This window comes from Pseudarthrobacter polychromogenes, from assembly GCF_014644495.1.
Classification (GTDB): domain Bacteria; phylum Actinomycetota; class Actinomycetes; order Actinomycetales; family Micrococcaceae; genus Arthrobacter; species Arthrobacter polychromogenes.
Genome location: NZ_BMKU01000015.1, coordinates 78,725 through 96,926 on the forward strand (window position 1 = coordinate 78,725; position 18,202 = coordinate 96,926).

The window sequence follows — 18,202 nt, forward strand, 5'->3', positions numbered from 1 at the left end:
CTCCAGCCGCTGGTAGCCTCCGCTGCTAGTTTCCGCTGCCGCCGCGACGGAGGCTCCCGATCAGCTGGTCAATCACCCCGGCGTCCTCGATCGTGGACGGCACCGTATACTCCTCGCCGTCGGCAATCTGCCGCAGGGTCTTGCGGAGGATCTTCCCGGAGCGGGTCTTGGGCAGGGCATCCACAACCGTCACGTGCTTGAAGTCCGCAACAGCGCCGATGTCCCGCCGGACCATCGCCACCAGGTCCTTGGCCAGGATCTCCCCGGACACCTCGACCCCGGACTTGAGCACAACGTAGCCGCTGGGCCGCTGGCCCTTCAGGGGGTCGGCCAGGCCGATCACCGCGCACTCGGCGACGGCCGGATGCTGCCCGATGACCTGTTCCATGGCGCCCGTTGACAGCCGGTGCCCGGCAACATTGATGATGTCATCGGTCCGCCCCATCACGAACACATAGCCGTCCGCGTCCCGGTAGCCGGAGTCGCCGGTGGCGTAGCACCCCTCAAAAGCCTGCAGGTAGGAGGAGATATACCGTTCGTCGTCGCCCCAGAGCGTGGCCAGGGTCCCGGGCGGCAGCGGCAACCCAAGCACGATATTCCCTTCCGTGCCGGGGGCCACTTCCACGCCCAGGCCGTCCACGATGCTGAGTCTGAATCCCGGCATGGGCACGCTGGGCGAACCTGCCTTGATGGGCAGTTCTTCCAGGCCGCGGGGATTGGCGCAGATGGCCCAGCCCGTCTCCGTCTGCCACCAGTGGTCCACCACAGGAACGCCAACCGACCGGGAGGCCCAATGGAAGGTGTCCGTGTCCAGCCGCTCCCCCGCCGTGAAGAGCGTGCGCAGGCTGGAGACGTCATAGTTCCGCAGCAGGGCTGCCTCAGGGTCGGCCTTCCGGATGGCCCGCAGCGCCGTGGGGGCGGTGAAGAGGACGTTGACTCCGTGTTCCTGGATCACGCGCCAAAACGCGCCGGCATCAGGCGTTCCAACCGGCTTGCCCTCATAGAGGACCGTGGTGGCACCGGCAAGCAGCGGGCCATAGACGATATAGGAGTGCCCCACCACCCAGCCGACATCCGACGCGGTCCACATAACGTCCCCCGGACCGGCGCCGTAGATGTTGTCCATGGTCCAGGCGAGCGCGACGGCGTGGCCTCCGTTGTCCCGCACCACGCCTTTGGGCGTCCCGGTGGTGCCTGAGGTGTAGAGGATGTACAGCGGGTCCGTGGCCGCGACGTCCACGGGCGCGGCAGGTTCCGCATCGGCCATTTCCGAGTCCCAGTCCTGCCAGCCATGGTCTGCCGCCGTGGCTGCGAAGCCCTCCCGGGCCCGGACGATCACGGGGAGGTCCGGCACTCCCGCCAGCTGGAGGGCTTCCGCGACGGCGGGGAGGTATTCAATCCGGCGGGTGGGCTCGATCCCCCCGGAGGCGGTGACCACCACGGCGGGGGCGGCGTCGCGGATGCGTGCCGCGAGTTCTTTCGGGGCAAACCCGCCGAAGACCACCGAATGGACGGCTCCGAGGCGCGCTGTTGCCAGCATGGCGATGGCGGCCTCGGGAATCATCGGCATGTAGATCACGACGCGGTCCCCCTTGCCCACCCCGCGGTTGCGGAGGGCGCCGGCAAAGCGTGCCACCAGCCGGGTGAGTTCCGTGTAGGTGAAGCGCTGGCGGGTGCCGAGCATGGCGGAATCGTAGATCAGCGCGTCCTGGTCCCCCCGGCCGGCTTCCACGTGGCGGTCCAGGGCGTTGTAGGAGGTGTTGAGGACCCCGTCCGGAAACCAGGTGTAAAGCGGAGCCCGGCTTGCGTCCAGCGCCTGCCGGGGCGGGACCGACCAGGACACTCTTGCGGCTGCCTTGAGCCAAAACTCCCCGGGTTTCCCCAGGCTTGCTTCATACGTTTCCCGATAGCTGCTGGTGACCATGAAAGTGCTTCCCATCCACGACGTTGTGTAGCGGCCATGGTAGCCGGGAGTCCGACGGTGAAACAAGGGCCTTGTATACATAAATGCGGCAAATCCGGCATTGAACAGCTCTTGGTTGGCATAATGAGGCCTTCTGTATACACTGAGGGAGTCCATTACCGAAGGAGGCAACGATGCGCGCCAGTGACAGGGCCTACGCCGCCCTACGCGACGACATCACCGAATGGCGCCTCCTTCCGGGCACGGTGCTTGCTGAAGTGGAACAGTCCGAACGCCTTGGCGTCTCACGCACTCCACTGCGGGAGGCGCTGAGCCGGCTTACCGCCGAAGGGCTGACGACGACGGCCGGCAGCCGCGGCGTCGTCGTCACCGACGTTTCGCTCGATGACATCGACGAACTCTTCGAGCTCCGCGAAACCCTCGAAAGCAAAGCCGCAGCGCTGGCAGCCGAACGCGCTGATCCCGGCGTTTTCCTCCAGCTCCACAAGGAGCTGCTCGAAGCCCCGGCCCTCATTGACGGCAGCGACCCCGGCCGGCACGCCTACTACGATCTTGCCGGGCGCCTCGACGCCGCCATCGATGCCGCCGTCTCCAACTCCTACCTGGCGCAGGCCATGCGCGGCCTGCGGGTGCACCTGGTGCGCGTGCGGCGCCTGGCAGCCGACGATGCGCAGCGGCTCACGGCCGCAGCAGCAGAGCACGCAGCCATCGCCGAAGCGATCGCCGCCCGCAACCCCAGGCTCGCCGAAGCCGCCACCATCCTCCACCTGCACCGAAGCCTTTCGCACGTCAAGAACACGCACACACCCCACCACAAGGAGCACCATGGTTAAGGAACACCACGTCCGGGTTTACAGGAGCGAGGAAAACCTGCCCCGCGAGGAACAGCTCGCCTACAAGATCGCCAAGGTTGCCACCGACCCCGTCGCGGTAACGCCCGAGGTGGCCGACATGGTGATCAACCGGGTCATCGACAACGCCTCGGTGGCCATAGCCTCCTTGAACCGCGGGCCGATTGTGGCTGCCCGAGCCCAGGCCCTGGCCCACGGCCCCAGCACCGGCGGCCAGGGCGCCAAAGTCTTCGGTATCGGTGAGCGCGTATCACCGGAATGGGCCGCCTGGGCCAACGGGGTTGCCGTGCGGGAACTGGATTACCACGACACCTTCCTGGCCGCTGACTACTCACATCCCGGCGACAACATCCCGCCGGTCCTGGCCGTTGCCCAGCACACCGGTTCCAACGGACAGGACCTCATCCGCGGCATCACCACCGGGTACGAAATCCAGGTGAACCTGGTCAAGGCAATCTGCCTGCACAAGCACAAGATCGACCATGTGGCGCACCTTGGCCCGTCGGCAGCCGCCGGCATCGGCACTCTGCTGGGGCTGGACGTCGAGACCATCTTCCAGTCCGTCGGCCAGGCCCTGCACACCACCACAGCAACCAGGCAGTCTCGCAAGGGCGAGATCTCCACCTGGAAGGCGCACGCCCCGGCGTTCGCCGGAAAGATGGCCGTCGAGGCCGCAGACCGTGCCATGCGCGGGCAGACCTCCCCTGTGCCCATCTACGAAGGTGAAGACGGCGTCATCGCCTGGATGCTGGACGGCCCGGATGCCTCCTACATGGTGCCGCTGCCGGAGGCCGGGGAAGCAAAGCGCGCCATCCTGGACACCTACACTAAGGAACACTCTGCCGAGTACCAGGCTCAGGCCTGGATCGACCTGGCCCGGAAACTGAACCGCGAACACCCCGAAGCCACGGACCCCGCCAACGTAAAGTCCGTGCTCATCAAAACGAGCCACCACACGCACTATGTCATTGGCTCCGGCGCCAACGATCCCCAGAAGTACTCACCCACCGCATCAAGGGAAACGCTGGACCACTCCATTCCCTACATCTTCACGGTGGCCCTGCAGGACGGCGCCTGGCACCACGTGGACTCCTACTCCCCCGAACGCGCCGGACGGCCGGACACGGTGGACCTGTGGCAGAAGGTCAGCACCGAGGAAGACCCCGAGTGGACCCGCCGCTACCACTCCCTGGACATTGCCGAGAAGGCCTTCGGCGGCTCCGTGGAGATCACCCTGGCGAACGGCACGGTCATCAAGGACAGCATCGCGGTTGCCGACGCCCACCCCCTCGGCGCCAGGCCCTTTGGCCGCGAGCAGTACATCAACAAGTTCCGCACCCTCGCCGCCGGGCTCGTGGATGAAGCCGAGATTGAAAGGTTCCTCGCCGCCGTCGAACGCCTGCCGGAACTCGCCGCCGGTGAGCTGGACCAGCTGAACATCACCGCCGCCCCCGGCGTTATCGACTTCGCCGCCGCACCCAAGGGACTGTTCTGATGCTGTATTCCAGGACCACACCGGAGCAGAAACGGATCCGGTTCCGGGAGCTCCTGGCCTCCGGAACCATCCAGCAGTTCCCCGGCGCGTTCAACCCCCTCTCCGCCCGGTTGATCGAGGAAAAGGGCTTCGCCGGGGTTTACATCTCCGGTGCAGTGCTGGCCAACGACCTCGGGCTGCCGGACATCGGACTGACCACCCTTACGGAAGTGGCCACCCGCGCGGGCCAGATCGCCCGCATGACGGACCTGCCCGCCATCGTGGATGCGGACACCGGCTTCGGCGAACCCATGAACGTTGCCCGCACCGTGCAGGAACTTGAGAACGCCGGCCTCGCCGGACTGCACATCGAGGACCAGTTCAACCCCAAGCGCTGCGGCCACCTCGACGGCAAGAACGTCGTGGACCTGGACACCGCCACCAAACGCATCCGCGCTGCCGCGGACGCCCGCCGTGACCCCAACTTCCTGATCATGGCCCGCACCGACATCCGTGCCACGGATGGACTGGCGGCGGCACAGGACCGGGCGAAAGCACTCGTGGACGCCGGCGCCGACGCGATTTTCCCCGAAGCGATGGCCACCCTGGACGAGTTCCAGGCCATCCGCGATGCCGTGGACGTGCCCATCCTGGCCAACATGACGGAGTTCGGAAAGAGCGACCTCTTCTCGGTGGACCAGCTGGCAGCCGTGGGCGTGAACATGGTGATTTATCCGGTCACCCTGCTCCGTAGTGCCATGGGCGCTGCTGAGCGTACGCTGGACTCGATCAAGGCTGAGGGAACGCAGGAGGCGCAGGTTGGCAGCATGCTGACCCGTGCGCGGCTGTACGAACTCGTGGACTACGAGGCCTACAACCGTTTTGACACCGGGGTCTTCAATTTCCAGGTCCCCGGAAAGCACTAAAGGACCACCGCCGGCCGCGGCCGGCATCCGAAAGGCGACAGGAACAAGGGAGTTTCAGCATGGCTGAACAGGACATTAAAAAAGGTCTCGCCGGCGTCGTAGTGGACTACACGTCCGTCTCGAAGGTCAACCCGGACACCAACTCGCTGCTGTACCGCGGCTACCCGGTCCAGGAGCTCGCGGCACGGTGCAGCTTTGAGGAAGTCGCGTATCTGCTCTGGAACGGGGAGCTGCCCACCGCGGACCAGCTGTCCGAATTCACTGCGCGGGAACGCGCCGGGCGGGCCCTGGACCCGGTGGTCAAGCAGGTAATCGATGCCTTGCCCATCAGCGCCCACCCGATGGATGTCTGCCGGACGGCAGCCTCCGTCATGGGTGCCAGGCATCCGTTGGCGGAGGACTCATCGCGGGAAGCCAACATGGCAAAGGCCGTGGACCTGTTCGCAGCGATGCCGGCCGTGGTGGCCTACGACCAGCGGCGCAGGCACGGGCAAACCGCCATTGCGCCCCGTGACGACCTGGGCTACTCGGCCAACTTCCTGTGGATGGCCTTCGGTGAGGAACAGGTGCCGGAAGTGGTGGAGGCCTTCAACGTTTCCATGATCCTTTACGCCGAACACAGTTTTAACGCCTCGACCTTCACGGCACGGGTCATCACCTCCACTCTTTCGGACCTGCATTCAGCGGTCACGGGAGCCATCGGGGCCCTGAAAGGCCCGCTGCATGGAGGTGCGAACGAGGCCGTTATGCATACCTTCGATGAGATCGGCATCCGGCCGGAGGAATCGCTGGAAGAAGCGGCAGCGCGCGCCAAGGCCTGGATGGAGGACGCCCTGGCCAACAAAAAGAAGGTGATGGGGTTCGGACACAGGGTATACAAGCACGGCGACTCCCGGGTGCCCACCATGAAGGCGGCCCTGGACAAGATGATTGCGCACTATGGCAGGCCGGAACTCCTGGGCCTGTACCAGGGACTCGAGACTGCCATGGACGAGGCCAAGGCTATCAAGCCCAACCTCGACTACCCGGCAGGGCCCACCTACCACCTGATGGGCTTCGACACCGAGACGTTCACTCCCCTGTTCGTCGCCAGCCGGATCACGGGCTGGACAGCGCACATCATGGAGCAGTTGGACTCGAACTCGCTGATCCGTCCGCTGAGCGAATACGTTGGCCCGGAGGAACGGCACCTGGCGTAACCCCCGCCCCTGCGGAAAGCACGACGACGGCCTGTGAGCCACGGCGGCGCGGTCACCTTCCAGGGTGGCCGCGCCGCCGTCGTTCTTCCCTCTGTGGAGTCCTGTCCTGAAGGCTTAGAACAGCAGGCTTTCGGAGGAGGCGACAGCCTCGTTGTCGTTGTCCATGGTCACAACGATGTTGACCTTCCCGCCTTCCAGCACCACCGGCAGCCAGTGGTCGGCATCCTGCCACATCCGCTCCACAGGCAGGGTGGCGGTATCAAACCAGGCGGGGGCGATCTCAACGCTTTCCGAGGGCTCTCCGTCCCAGCGCAGCGCTGTGAACAGCCGCGTGCGCATGTCCCACTCCGGCTTGGCAGGGAACACGAACCGGATGACCCCAGCGTCCCGAAGGTCCTCATGGCGGAGCCCGACGTCAGCTTCCTCCCGCACCTCGCGGATCGCGGCCTCCGCGTCGCTCTCGCCCGGTTCCACGTGGCCGCCGATGCCAACGATCTTTCCGCGCCCAAAGCCCGTCTTCTTCAGACCCAGCAGCACCTGGGGCACGCCGTCAACCTCGCGGAGCAGGAAACACAGGGCAACCGCGGCAGCCATGCTCAGCCCAGCGCCCGGGGATGCGCGGCGGCGTAGATCTCCCGCAGGGTATCGGCCGTGACCAGGGTGTACACCTGCGTGGTGGTCACCGAGGCGTGGCCCAGCAACTCCTGGACCACACGGACGTCCGCGCCGCCTTCGAGCAGGTGGGTGGCAAAGGAGTGCCGGAGGGTGTGGGGTGACACGTCCTTGGTGATGTTCGCCTTTTCGGCCGCCGCCTTCAGGATGGTCCAGGCGCTCTGCCGGCTGATCCGGCCGCCGCGGGCGTTCAGGAACAGCGCCGGGGTGCCTTTTCCCTTGGCTGCCAGCAGGGGCCGGCCCCGCACCAAATACGCTTCCAGGGCCCTGGCACCGTAGGAGCCAAGGGGCACCAGCCGTTCTTTGGAACCCTTGCCGAAGAGCCGCACGATGGCCGGGCCGGACGCCTCAGCATCCAATGAGATGTCATCAACGTCCAGGCCCACGGCTTCACTGATCCTCGCTCCGGTGGAGTACAGGAATTCCAGGAGGGCCCGGTCGCGCAGCCCCGTAGCCGTGTCCGTACCAGCCGCCTCGAGGATCCGCGTGACTTCGTCCACGCTGATGGCCTTCGGCAGCCGTTTGCCGGGCATGGGCGGGTGGACTTCGCTGGCGGGGTCCGTGGGCGTGAAGCCTTCCAAAGCCCAGAACTTGTGGAGTCCGCGGACGGCCACCACGGTCCTGGCGGCGGACCTGACGCCCAGCGTGGAACCGCCGTCGGACCCGTCAGCCAGCGCCCGGACGTATCCCGTAACGTGGTGGCGGGTGATGTCCTCCGGGCGCGTGCAGCCGGCGGCTGCCAGGTAGCGGGCATAACGGGTGAGATCCCGCCGGTAGGCGGAGAGGGTGTTGACAGCCAGTCCCCGCTCAACGCCCATGTGCTGCAGGTAGTCGGTGATGCCGCGGTCGATGGCCGTGGGCGGGGCGGCATCCTTGACCGGCTCTGCCCGTGCTGCCTCGGCGACAGCCGGGGTTGCGTTGGCGACAGCCGGCCCTGCGGCGGCCAGCTCTGTGGAGGGGAGAGGCACCATCAGCGCTGGCTGGGGTGCGCAGGCCAGGGTGCGTCCGCGGGACGGAGCCCCTCAAATCCGCTGGCGCGTGCGGCAGCGGCGGCCAGGATTCCGACGACGGCGGACGGGTTGTGGAGCCGGCCGGCCAGGACGGAGTCCACGGCGTCGTCCAGGCTGATCCAGTGGAACTCGATCTCGGCTTCCTCATCCGTCCGCTCGTGGCGTTCGTGATGGGGTATGTCGGCCAGGTCCCGGGCCAGGTAGATCCTGATGGCCTCGCTGGAAGAGCCCGGGGAATTGAAAAAGTCCGCCAGGACATTCCAGGTAGCCGCGGCGAGGTCCGCTTCCTCGGCCAGTTCGCGGGCGGCCCCCACCACGAAGTCCTCACCCTCAACGTCCAGCAGGCCGGCGGGGATCTCCCAAAGATCCATGCCCACCGGATGGCGGTACTGCCTGAGGAGGAGGATCTCGCCGGCAGCGTTCATCGGCAGGACGGCTACCGCACCGGGGTGGTCGATGTAGTCGCGGGTAAGTGCTTCTCCGGTTTCCTGAAGCTGGAAGCTGTCGCTGACCACGTCCCAGATCCGGCCTTCGTAGACCTTCTCGGTAGACAAAAGACGGCGCGGGCTCGGTGCATCCGAAACCTGCTTCGCAGCAGGGGTGGCTTCAGGTGTACCGGGCATCGCGCCGTCCTTTTTCTGTCGGAACTACTTAGCGGCTACCGTACCGGACTGCAGTGCCCCGGTTGCACCGGCATCCGCGGTGCCGGCCGTGTCGGAGCCCTTCTGGTGGTTCAGGGCTGCCTTGACCAGGCCTGCGAAGAGCGGGTGCGGCCGGGTGGGACGCGAGCTCAGCTCGGGGTGCGCCTGGGTGGCCACGTAGTACGGGTGGACGTCCGCGGGAAGCTCTACGAATTCAACGAGCTTGCCGTCCGGGGACGTGCCGGAGAAGACCAGGCCTTTGGCTGCGATCTGGTCGCGGTACTTGTTGTTGACCTCGTAGCGGTGGCGGTGGCGTTCGCTGACGGTGGTCTTGCCGTACGTTTCAGCGATGACGGATCCGGCGTCGAGCTTTGCTTCGTAGAGGCCCAGGCGCATGGTGCCGCCGAGGTCGCCGCCGCCTTCAACGAACTCCAGCTGCTCTTCCATGGTGGCAATGACGGGGTACTTCGAATCCGGCTCGAACTCGCTGGACGATGCGCCTTCGAGGCCCACCACGTTGCGGGCGTATTCGATGACCATGCACTGCAGGCCCAGGCAAAGTCCCAGGACCGGCAGCTTGGTTTCGCGGGCGAACTTCAGGGCGCCGAGCTTGCCCTCAAGTCCGCGGATGCCGAAGCCGCCGGGAACGCAGATGGCGTCGACGCCGTCGAGCGCCTTGATGGCGCCTTCGCGGGTTTCGCACTCGTCCGAGGGAACCCAGCGGATCTTAACCTTGGTGTCGTTGGCGAAGCCGCCGGCGCGCAGGGCCTCTGTCACGGACAGGTAGGCGTCGGGCAGGTCAATGTACTTGCCCACCAGCGCGATCTCAACCTCGTGCTTGGGGTTGTGTACGGCTTCGAGCAGCTTGTCCCAGCTGGTCCAGTCCACGTCCTTGAAGGGCAGGTCCAGGGCACGCACGATGTACGAGTCCAGGCCCTGCGTGTGGAGGGTCTTGGGGATGTCGTAGATGCTGGGGGCATCGGCGGCGTTCACCACGGCATCGATGTCGACATCGCACATCCGGCCGATCTTTTCCCGCATGGCTTCGGGCACTTCGCGGTCCGAGCGGATAACGATAGCCTCGGGCTGGATACCGATGGACCGCAGGGCTGCGACGGAGTGCTGGGTGGGCTTGGTCTTCAGCTCCTGGGACGGCCCGATGTACGGGACGAGGGAGACGTGGAGGAAAAACACGTTGGTGCGGCCAATGTCCTGGCGCACCTGGCGGGCCGATTCGAGGAACGGCTGGGATTCGATGTCGCCCACGGTGCCGCCGATTTCGGTGATGATGACGTCCGGGGCGTTCTTGCCCTCGGCCGGCAGGCGCATGCGGCGCTTGATCTCATCGGTGATGTGCGGGATGACCTGGACGGTGTCGCCGAGGTACTCGCCGCGGCGCTCCTTGGCGATGACTGTTGAGTACACCTGTCCCGTGGTCACGTTCGCTGAACCTTCCAGGTTTTCGTCCAGGAAGCGCTCGTAGTGTCCGATGTCCAGGTCCGTCTCGGCACCGTCGTCGGTGACGAAGACCTCGCCGTGCTGGAAGGGGTTCATGGTGCCCGGATCCACGTTCAGGTACGGATCGAGCTTCTGCATAGTCACAGACAGGCCGCGTGCGCGCAGCAGGTGACCGAGGCTTGATGCCGTCAGTCCCTTACCGAGCGAGGACGCCACACCACCGGTTACGAAGATGTGTTTGGTCGTCTTGGATGAGCCCGGGAACCGGGAATTTACACGGGAATTTGATCGCTGCACCACGGAATTCGAGCCTATCATCATTTGAGCCTTCCACGGATCGCCGGCAGTGTTCCCCAAACGTCCAAGTTTGCCCGTGTGCCGGCCGCCGTTCAAGGGGCAGCCTGCACACAAAGCCCGGCCGGAACCCGCCCGGGCCCGCTTTCAGGCCCGCTGGGGCAGCAGTTTCGCGTCGTCCAGCAGCTCCCGGGCGTGGGCCTGCGCAGACTCTGAATCCTCCTGTCCGGCCAGCATGCGGGCCAGTTCGCGGACCCTTTCGGGACCGTCGAGGAGGCGGACATCACTGGACGTGAACCCGGTGGCCGTTCCGCCGTCGGCTCCCCGGACGGAGGTCTTGGTGACGGTGATGTGCTGGTCCGCGAAGGCGGCTACCTGCGGCAGGTGGGTGACTACCAGCACCTGGACGTGGCGGGCCAGCATGGCGAGCCTGCGGCCGATTTCGACGGCGGCACGGCCACCCACGCCGGCGTCCACCTCGTCGAAGACGAACGTCGGGACCGGGTCCACGGCTGCCAGCACCACCTCGATGGCGAGCATGACGCGGGACAGTTCACCGCCGGAGGCGCCTTTGCCGAGGGGCCGGGCGGGGGCTCCGGAGTGCGGCTGCAGCAGGAAGCTGATTTCGTCCGCGCCGTGCGGCCCCAGCTGGCCACCGGGCTCGAGATTGATGACCAAAGTGGCATCAGCCATGGCCAGCGCCTTCAACTCCGCGCTGACCCGGGCTGACAGGTCCTTCGCGGCCTTGGCCCTGATCTTGCTGATGGCCGCAGCCTGCTTCGTCAGGTCGGCCTCCGCCTGGACCACTTCGGCGTCCAGCTTTTCGATCCGGGTGGAATCGTCCTGCAGTTCATCGAAGCGCACGCGGGCGTTCTCCGCCCAGACCAACACCTCGTCGATGGTGGGAGCGTATTTGCGGACCAGTTTGGCCAGCACGGCCCGGCGGTCCTCGATCTCCGCGAGCCGTTCGGGTCCTTCCGTATCCAGCCCGGCCTGGTAGCTGGCCAGCTCGGTGGCGATGTCGTTCAGCAAGAAGCCCACTTCGGCCAGGCGCGCGGCGGCAGACCCCAGCTCGGCATCATGCTCGGCCACATGCTCCAGCGTCCGCTTGGCAGCGTCAACCAGGGTGGTGGCGTCCCCCTCTTCACCGAAGTCCTCGGCGATGAGCGCCTGGTGGGCTGTGCTCGCGGCGATGCGAAGCTCCTCGACGTTGGCCAGCTTCACCGCTTCGGCTTTGAGGACTTCGTCCTCCCCCGGCTGCGGATCAACCTCATCGATTTCGGCGAGGGCGCTCTGCAGGGATTCGGCCTCACGCAGCCTGTCACGCGCAGCGCTGCGGAGGCTGTCCAGCTCGGCCTGGCTGGACTTCCAGTGATTGTATAGGGCCTGGTAGGCGGCCAGCGGACCGGCCAGCGATTCACCGGCGAACTTGTCCAGGGCGCCCCGCTGGGCGGCCGCTCCCTTGAGCCGGATCTGGTCCGACTGGCCGTGGACCACCACCAGGGTCTCGCCGATTTCGGCCAGGACGCCTACCGGCGCGGCCCTGCCGCCCAGGAAGGCACGGCTGCGGCCGTCGGAGCCAAGGCGACGGGCAAGGATCAGCTCCGCGCCGCCGTCGACCTCTTCCGTATCCGCCCCTGCCTCCACTGCCCTGGCAATCGCGGGATGGCCGGCGTCGAGCTTCAGCACTGCCTCGGCCGTGGCGCTCTTCGCGCCGCTCCTGACGGCTCCGGCATCCGAGCGCGCGCCCAGGAGCAGGCCGACGGCGGTGACCACCATGGTCTTGCCGGCGCCGGTCTCGCCGGTCACCACGCTCAGGCCCGGCCCGAGCGGCAGCGTTGCGTCGGTGATAACGCCAAGATCGCGGATTCTCAGTTCTTCAAGCATGGCTTCACTTTGCGGTGGTGGGATCGTTGTCATCGCCCGGCTGGTCCGACTGGGGCACCTGGAGCGGAGGCATGGGCCGCGGTGTCCGGACGATGGGTATGGGGCCGGTGTGGATGGCGTCCGCCTTGGGTACCGGTCCCCGCCAGCCGTGGATCGGCAGCTCGAACTTGCGGACCAGACGGGCCGAAAACGGCGTCTGGTGGGTGCGGGCCAGCCGCACGGGGGTGGCGGATTTTGTGACTTCCACCCGGGCGCCCGGCGGCAAATCCACGGAGCGCCTGCCATCACACCACAGGACGCCCTGGGCATCCGTCCGGCCCAGGACCTCCACGGCCAGCCTGGAACGGGGCGAGACCACCAGCGGCTTGGCGAAGAGCGCGTGGGCACTGATGGGAACGATGACCAGTGCCTCCACCTCGGGCCAGACCACGGGGCCGCCGGCCGAAAACCCATAGGCCGTGGAGCCGGTGGGGGTGGCCAGGACGATGCCGTCGCAGCCAAAGGACGTGAGGGGACGTTCGTCCACTTCGGTCACTACCTCGAGCATGCGTTCGCGGTTGGCCTTCTCGATGGCGGCCTCGTTCAGCGCCCACGTGTGCCAGATCTTCTGGCCGCGGACCCACACCTGGACATCAATGGTCATCCGCTCTTCCACGGTGTACTCGCGGCTGGCGATCCACTCGACGGTCTGGGCGAGGTCCGCCCGCTCGCTTTCGGCCAGGAAGCCCACATGGCCAAGGTTGACGCCCAGCAGCGGCACGTCCACTTCCCGGACCAGTTCAGCGGCGCGCAGGATGGTGCCGTCGCCGCCCAGGACCATCACCAGTTCAACGTCCGGCAGCTGGACATGGTCGTGGAGGACCTCCACGGGCTGGGCCAGGTGTCCGAAGAACCGTTCCATGTCTGCAAGTTCGGATTCCTGCATGACCGGCACGATCCCCGAGGCGTGCAGGAGGGCGCACGCCTCCCAGGCGGCCTTCAGCGAGTCCTCGCGGCCGGTATGGGCGAGGACCAGTACACGCCTGCTCATCAGGTTCCGCTCTCTAGTGGTTCGGCCAGATTCGTCCGAGCAAGGCAGCAGCCGCTGCCTCCCGCTCTTCGATCTTAGGCAAGTCTTGGCTGATCCTGCGTTTTATCCACAGGAAGTATTCGACGTTTCCGTCCTGGCCCGGCAGCGGACTAACCGCCAGGCCGCACAAGTCCAGTCCGGCGTCGAGCGCTGCCCTGGCCACTTTTTCCACCGCAAGGCGGCGTTCCCGCCCGGAGGTGACAACGCCTGTCCGTCCCAGCCTGTCCTTGCCGATCTCGAACTGCGGCTTCACCATCAGCACCAGGTCCCCGCCGGGGTCGGTACACAGTGCCAGCGGCTGGACCACCAGGGTGAGGGAGATGAAGGACAGGTCTGCCACGGTGAGTTCCGCGGTTCCCCCGATATCGGCGGGCGACATGTACCGGACGTTCAATCCCTCGTGGACGTCCACGCGGGGATCTTCCCGCAGCCGCTGCACCAGCTGGCCGTGCCCGACGTCGACCGCCACCACGTGTGCGGCACCGCGCCGCAGCAGGACGTCGGTGAAGCCGCCGGTGGAGGCACCGGCGTCCAGGCACCTTTTGCCGTCCGGTGTGATGCCGGGAAAAGCGTCAAGCGCGCCCGCAAGTTTGTGTCCGGCCCGGCTGACGTAGGTGTCCCGCTCGTCATGGTCGACGTCCAGGGGCCTGTCCTCGTCCACCTGGAGGGACGCCTTGGCCAGGACCTGTCCTGCTGAGGTGACTTTGCCTTCGGCAATCAAGGCGGCTGCGTGTGTCCGGGACCTTGCAAGCCCGCGGGCCACCAAAGCCTGGTCGAGGCGTACCGGCATCAGGCGGCACCGTCCGTCGGATCCACACTCATGGGCGCGCTGTTGCCGGGAACGCTGTTAAGCGCGGCCAGCAGTTCGTCGTGGAGTTCGTTGTAGACGTTTTCATGGTCGGACACCGGGACCTGCGGCAGTGCCTCCAGCCGGCCCAGCGCCTGTGCCACCACGGGATCCGCCACTCCCGCATCGCTGATGCCGGGCCAGTCCGGGGATGGCTGGGCTGCTGCATATTCCGGTTCGGTCAGCTCAGTCATTCCACCAGTCTAGTGATCCAGCCACACCAGCTCGGGCGCCTGGGGGGTGGAGGCGTCCGGCGTCGCCGCCCACCATGCTGCGCACGCGGCGCGCCAGGAGTCCAGGCTGTCTTGGCTGCCAATAATGCCCACCGCACCGTTGGCCACACGCGCCGTGGCCGCGCCACAGGCATACGTGCCGTCGTGGTGCGTCATTTCCGGATACGGCCGGTGCAGGTCCGCCAGGTTGCTGATGATGTAGTCCGGGCGTTCCGCGGCGCGGGCGGCCAGGATGGTCTGGCGGGTGTCGACGCCGGTCAGTACCGCCACGGTGGCGAAGCCGGCGTTGTTTCCGCCGAGGATATCGGTGTCCAGCCGGTCCCCCACCACCAGCGGGCGTTCTGCCCCGAGACGCTTGGCTGCGGAGTGGAAGAGCGGTGCCTCGGGTTTGCCGGCCACGCGGGGTGTCTGCCCTGTTGCGGCTGCCACGGCCGAGACCAGCGTTCCGTTTCCGGGCGCGATGCCGCGGGCCTGCGGTATGGACATGTCCGTGTTCGTGGCCACCCACAGGGCTCCGGCGTTGACCACGTACGTGGCTTCGGCCAGGTCTTTCCACCCGATCTCGGGGTTGAAGCCCTGGACCACCGCCACCGGGCCCTCGTCCTGGCTGTACACGGGCACCAGCCCAACGAGTTCGATCTCGGCGGCGAGGGCGGGGCTGCCCGTGATGAGGATCCGGGAGCCGGGTGCCAGCAGGGACGCAAGCAGATCCGCGGCGGCCTGTGAGGAGCTCACCACCTGGTTGTCTTCGGCGGGCGCCCCGAGCTCGCGGAGGTGGGCGGCAACCTGGCCCGGGGAGCGCGACGCGTTGTTGGTCACGTATCCCAGGCCTACGCCAATGCCGGCGAGCTGCTTCAGCGATTCAACGGCACCCTGAATTGCGTGCGGACCGGCGTAAACCACTCCGTCCAGGTCCGCCAGGAGTGCATCGAACAGGGAGATCAGGGGAACGTCGGTCATTCGTCAGTCTTCCCGGCGATCCTGCTGGTCCTGATACTCCGCAGAGGAGTCGTGTTCGTCGGCAGCGCCGCTTTCCGGGGCTTCAGGGGACTCCAGCTCGTCCCGTTCCACCGAATCCTCGTCCGACTCGGCGTCGTCGGAAACGAAGTAGTCCGCTTCCTGGTCATCGATGCTGGCGTCCTGCGGATGTGCGGCGTGCAGCTCGGCGTCCTGCAGGTCTGCAGCCTGCGCCGGCGCGACTGCGGCGCCGGCGTTGGGTGCGGCTTTGGGGGCAGCGTCGGATGCCTGTGATGCGCGGTCGAGCAGGCGGCGGCGCTCAGCTTCCTCCTTTGCCTCCTCCTCCTCGTCCCAGCCGAGGTCAATGATGTCGGGCTCTTCGTCTACGCCTTGGCCCAGCGCGTTTTCGGCAACCACGGCCTGCTTCCGCCACTTCTCGGCTTCAGCGTCGCGGCCCACGCCGGCGAGGGCGTCGGCGTACGCACGGAACAGCCGGGGGCTGTAGGAGAACGCCCGGTTGATGTCCAGCTGAGGGATCTCGAGTTCGGCTACCGCCGCGTCCAGCTGCCCCAGGTCGGTCCTGGCACCTGCTGCCACAATGGCGAGTTCCGCCTTGCCGGGCGCATCCAGGTCCTGGGCTTCCTCGGACCTGGCCACGTCAAGAGCGCGGTCAGGGCGTCCCAGTCCACGCTCGCAGTCAGCCATGACCGGAAGGTGGACGTTGGAACCGCTGATGCGGCGGTAGGTGCGGAATTCGCGGAGGGCTTCGCCGTAATGGCCTGCGGCATAGGCGGTCAGGCCTACGGCTTCGCGGACGGCGGCCAGCCTGCCGCCGCGGCGGCTTGCAGCGAGGGCGTGCTGGAAGGCGAGCTCCGGTTCTTCATCGATGAGCCGGCCGGCCATCACAAGGTGGCGGGCAACCCATTCCGCGCTCTTTGCTTCGAGCGTTTTGATCTGGTGCTGGGTGGCACGGTCGAGTTCCTTGCCGGTGACGTCCTCATCGATCTGCGGAGACCTCTCCCGGTCAGGACGGTTCGCGCTGCGGAGGTCGCGGACGTTGGGTTCGCGGACAGGGCGGTCTTCCGGGCGGTCCCGGCCAAAGGTACGGGGACCTGCATCTCCCCGGCTGGGGCCACGATCGAAACTGCGCGGTGCGCGGTCCTGGCGGTCGCCACGGCCGGGACGGTCGCTGCGGTCACCGAACGGCTTCCGGTTCTCTCCGCCGCCGAAGCCGCGGCGGTCACCCTCGCCGTCACGACGCGGACGATCGCCAAAGGGCTTCTGGTCACGATCGCCATACGGCTTGCGGTCACGGTCACCGAACGGCTTACGCTCCCCGCCGCCGCTGAAGGGCTTCCGGTCACGGTCGCCAAACGGCTTACGCTCCCCTCCACCGAAACCACGGCGGTCACCCTCACCGTCACGACGCGGACGATCGCCAAAGGGCTTCTGGTCACGATCGCCATACGGCTTGCGGTCACGGTCGCCAAACGGCTTACGCTCCCCGCCGCCGCTGAAACCACGACGGTCACCCTCACCGTCACGACGCGGACGATCGCCAAAGGGCTTCTGGTCACGATCGCCATACGGCTTGCGGTCACGGTCGCCAAACGGCTTACGCTCCCCTCCACCGAAACCACGACGGTCACCCTCACCGTCACGACGCGGACGATCACCAAAAGGCTTCCGATCCCGGTCACCGAAAGGCTTACGCTCACCGCCGCCGGAGGGACGTCCGGAGGACTCGCCGCCATCGCGGTTGCCGCGGGCGCGGAAGCCCCTGGGATCCCCGCCTGAATTGTTGTTGCCGCGGAATCCGCCGCGGTCATTTCCGCCGCGGTTGCCGCCGTTGTGCTCAGCCATGTGGATTCCTCCTGTTATGAGCCGACCACTGGCGCAACTGCAGCCGCTCGTATCCGTGTTTCGTTTCCTACGCAACCCGAAATCAAGCGCTTCGAAGTCCGTACATCTTCATCAATTCTAGAGGAGCCGCCCCGCAGAGCAGCACGGGTGAAGCCCAGGACGCCGCATCGTGGGAATATTCACACGCTCTCTCACTTGTTGCGGGGTTTGTCGGGATGCTCTCTCACTTGTTGCGGGGGGTGGGGGGGTATTGCTGGGAGAAGTGGGTGAGGATCGTCCGGGAAGCGGCATCTACTGAGAGAGGGTGCCCCGGGTGCCTGCATCAAGTGCGTGAGGGTCCGCCCGGTGCCTGCATCAAGTGCGAGAGGGTCCGTCCCGGGGGCCTGCGCAAGGTGGAAGGGGATGCCGGGAAGGGGTGCATTAGGTGCGAGAGGGTTTGGGTGGGTGTTAAATGTGGGAGGCCCCAACCGTGGTGGTTGGGGCCTCGACCCTTTTTTAGTGTGTGTCCGGCGGTGACCTACTCTCCCACACCCTCCCGGGTGCAGTACCATCGGCGCTGTGGGTCTTAGCTTCCGGGTTCGGAATGGGACCGGGCGTTTCCCCCACGCTATGACCGCCGTAACCCTGTTACCCGTCACCAACCCTGGGGGTGGTGTGGGAAATCTTTTGTGGTTACAACATTGTGGTGTTGTTATTCAGTTGTTGGTTCCTTGCCAGCAAACGGGTGGGTTTGTTGGTTGGGAACCACATAGTGGACGCAAGCAGTCTTGTTTATCTTTTTACCGCCCCCGGGTTGCAAACGCTTTTGAAGTTCGTTTGCGGGGGTGGTGTGTGGTGTAAGTTATCGGCCTATTAGTACCGGTCAGCTTCACGAGTCGTTAGTCCTCGCTTCCACAT

The 18,202-nt window shown here is 66.4% G+C and carries 16 protein-coding genes and 1 rRNA gene; 5 read left to right on the forward strand and 12 right to left on the reverse strand.

Annotated features, from left to right (window positions below; genetic code table 11):
* Nucleotides 1-25 precede the first annotated feature (25 nt).
* On the reverse strand, nt 26-1,924 hold the full coding sequence (locus IEX43_RS18260) for an AMP-binding protein (RefSeq protein WP_188813353.1): 1,899 nt from the start codon (nt 1,922-1,924) through the stop codon (nt 26-28).
* Nucleotides 1,925-2,097: 173 nt separating this feature from the next.
* On the opposite strand from IEX43_RS18260, the gene IEX43_RS18265 reads away from it, so the two are divergent.
* The 4 genes from IEX43_RS18265 to IEX43_RS18280 are packed head-to-tail and all read left to right on the forward strand — an operon-like array spanning nt 2,098 to nt 6,374.
* Nucleotides 2,098-2,757: a GntR family transcriptional regulator gene (locus tag IEX43_RS18265; RefSeq protein ID WP_188813310.1), complete on the forward strand. Its 660-nt coding sequence runs from the start codon at nt 2,098-2,100 to the stop codon at nt 2,755-2,757.
* Entirely contained in the window at nt 2,750-4,270 is a 1,521-nt protein-coding gene (locus tag IEX43_RS18270; protein WP_188813312.1) for an MmgE/PrpD family protein, read from the forward strand. Before IEX43_RS18265 ends, IEX43_RS18270 begins: the two co-directional genes overlap by 8 nt.
* Complete coding sequence (prpB, locus tag IEX43_RS18275; protein ID WP_188813314.1) at nt 4,270-5,175, forward strand: methylisocitrate lyase; 906 nt, start codon at nt 4,270-4,272, stop codon at nt 5,173-5,175. Before IEX43_RS18270 ends, prpB begins: the two co-directional genes overlap by 1 nt.
* Before the next feature lie 59 nt (nt 5,176-5,234).
* Nucleotides 5,235-6,374 (forward strand): bifunctional 2-methylcitrate synthase/citrate synthase, encoded by a 1,140-nt coding sequence (locus IEX43_RS18280; RefSeq protein WP_188813316.1) that lies wholly within the window; start codon nt 5,235-5,237, stop codon nt 6,372-6,374.
* A 114-nt stretch (nt 6,375-6,488) separates the two neighbouring features.
* Here IEX43_RS18280 and IEX43_RS18285 read toward each other — a convergent pair whose 3' ends face one another.
* From IEX43_RS18285 to IEX43_RS20370, 10 genes are all read right to left on the reverse strand, one after another.
* Nucleotides 6,489-6,968 (reverse strand): 8-oxo-dGTP diphosphatase, encoded by a 480-nt coding sequence (locus IEX43_RS18285; protein ID WP_188813318.1) that lies wholly within the window; start codon nt 6,966-6,968, stop codon nt 6,489-6,491.
* 2 nt (nt 6,969-6,970) lie between these two features.
* Nucleotides 6,971-8,017, reverse strand: coding sequence for a site-specific tyrosine recombinase XerD (xerD, locus tag IEX43_RS18290; protein ID WP_188813320.1), 1,047 nt, complete (start codon nt 8,015-8,017; stop codon nt 6,971-6,973).
* Complete coding sequence (locus IEX43_RS18295) at nt 8,017-8,679, reverse strand: NUDIX domain-containing protein (protein ID WP_188813322.1); 663 nt, start codon at nt 8,677-8,679, stop codon at nt 8,017-8,019. Before IEX43_RS18295 ends, xerD begins: the two co-directional genes overlap by 1 nt.
* Nucleotides 8,680-8,703: 24 nt before the next feature.
* A complete protein-coding gene (locus tag IEX43_RS18300) occupies nt 8,704-10,473 on the reverse strand; it encodes a CTP synthase (protein WP_188813324.1) in 1,770 nt (589 codons plus the stop codon).
* A 123-nt stretch (nt 10,474-10,596) separates the two neighbouring features.
* Nucleotides 10,597-12,336 carry a DNA repair protein RecN gene (gene recN, locus IEX43_RS18305; RefSeq protein WP_188813326.1) on the reverse strand — a complete coding sequence of 580 codons (1,740 nt, stop codon included), beginning with the start codon at nt 12,334-12,336 and terminating at the stop codon, nt 10,597-10,599.
* A gap of 4 nt (nt 12,337-12,340) precedes the next feature.
* On the reverse strand, nt 12,341-13,366 hold the full coding sequence (locus IEX43_RS18310; RefSeq protein ID WP_188813328.1) for an NAD kinase: 1,026 nt from the start codon (nt 13,364-13,366) through the stop codon (nt 12,341-12,343).
* 13 nt (nt 13,367-13,379) lie between these two features.
* Nucleotides 13,380-14,195 carry a TlyA family RNA methyltransferase gene (locus IEX43_RS18315; protein WP_188813330.1) on the reverse strand — a complete coding sequence of 272 codons (816 nt, stop codon included), beginning with the start codon at nt 14,193-14,195 and terminating at the stop codon, nt 13,380-13,382.
* Nucleotides 14,195-14,446 (reverse strand): hypothetical protein, encoded by a 252-nt coding sequence (locus tag IEX43_RS18320; protein WP_188813332.1) that lies wholly within the window; start codon nt 14,444-14,446, stop codon nt 14,195-14,197. The genes IEX43_RS18315 and IEX43_RS18320 overlap by 1 nt, the downstream gene beginning before the upstream one ends.
* Before the next feature lie 9 nt (nt 14,447-14,455).
* Nucleotides 14,456-15,445 carry an HAD-IIA family hydrolase gene (locus IEX43_RS18325; protein ID WP_188813339.1) on the reverse strand — a complete coding sequence of 330 codons (990 nt, stop codon included), beginning with the start codon at nt 15,443-15,445 and terminating at the stop codon, nt 14,456-14,458.
* A 3-nt stretch (nt 15,446-15,448) separates the two neighbouring features.
* On the reverse strand, nt 15,449-16,345 hold the full coding sequence (locus IEX43_RS20370; protein ID WP_229666528.1) for a hypothetical protein: 897 nt from the start codon (nt 16,343-16,345) through the stop codon (nt 15,449-15,451).
* Between IEX43_RS20370 and IEX43_RS20375 the strand changes: the two genes are divergently transcribed.
* On the forward strand, nt 16,298-17,239 hold the full coding sequence (locus tag IEX43_RS20375) for a hypothetical protein (protein WP_229666529.1): 942 nt from the start codon (nt 16,298-16,300) through the stop codon (nt 17,237-17,239). The genes IEX43_RS20370 and IEX43_RS20375 overlap by 48 nt on opposite strands.
* Nucleotides 17,240-17,809: 570 nt before the next feature.
* Here the strand turns inward: IEX43_RS20375 and rrf are convergent.
* Nucleotides 17,810-17,926: ribosomal RNA gene (gene rrf, locus IEX43_RS18335) — 5S ribosomal RNA — on the reverse strand.
* Nucleotides 17,927-18,202 lie beyond the last annotated feature (276 nt).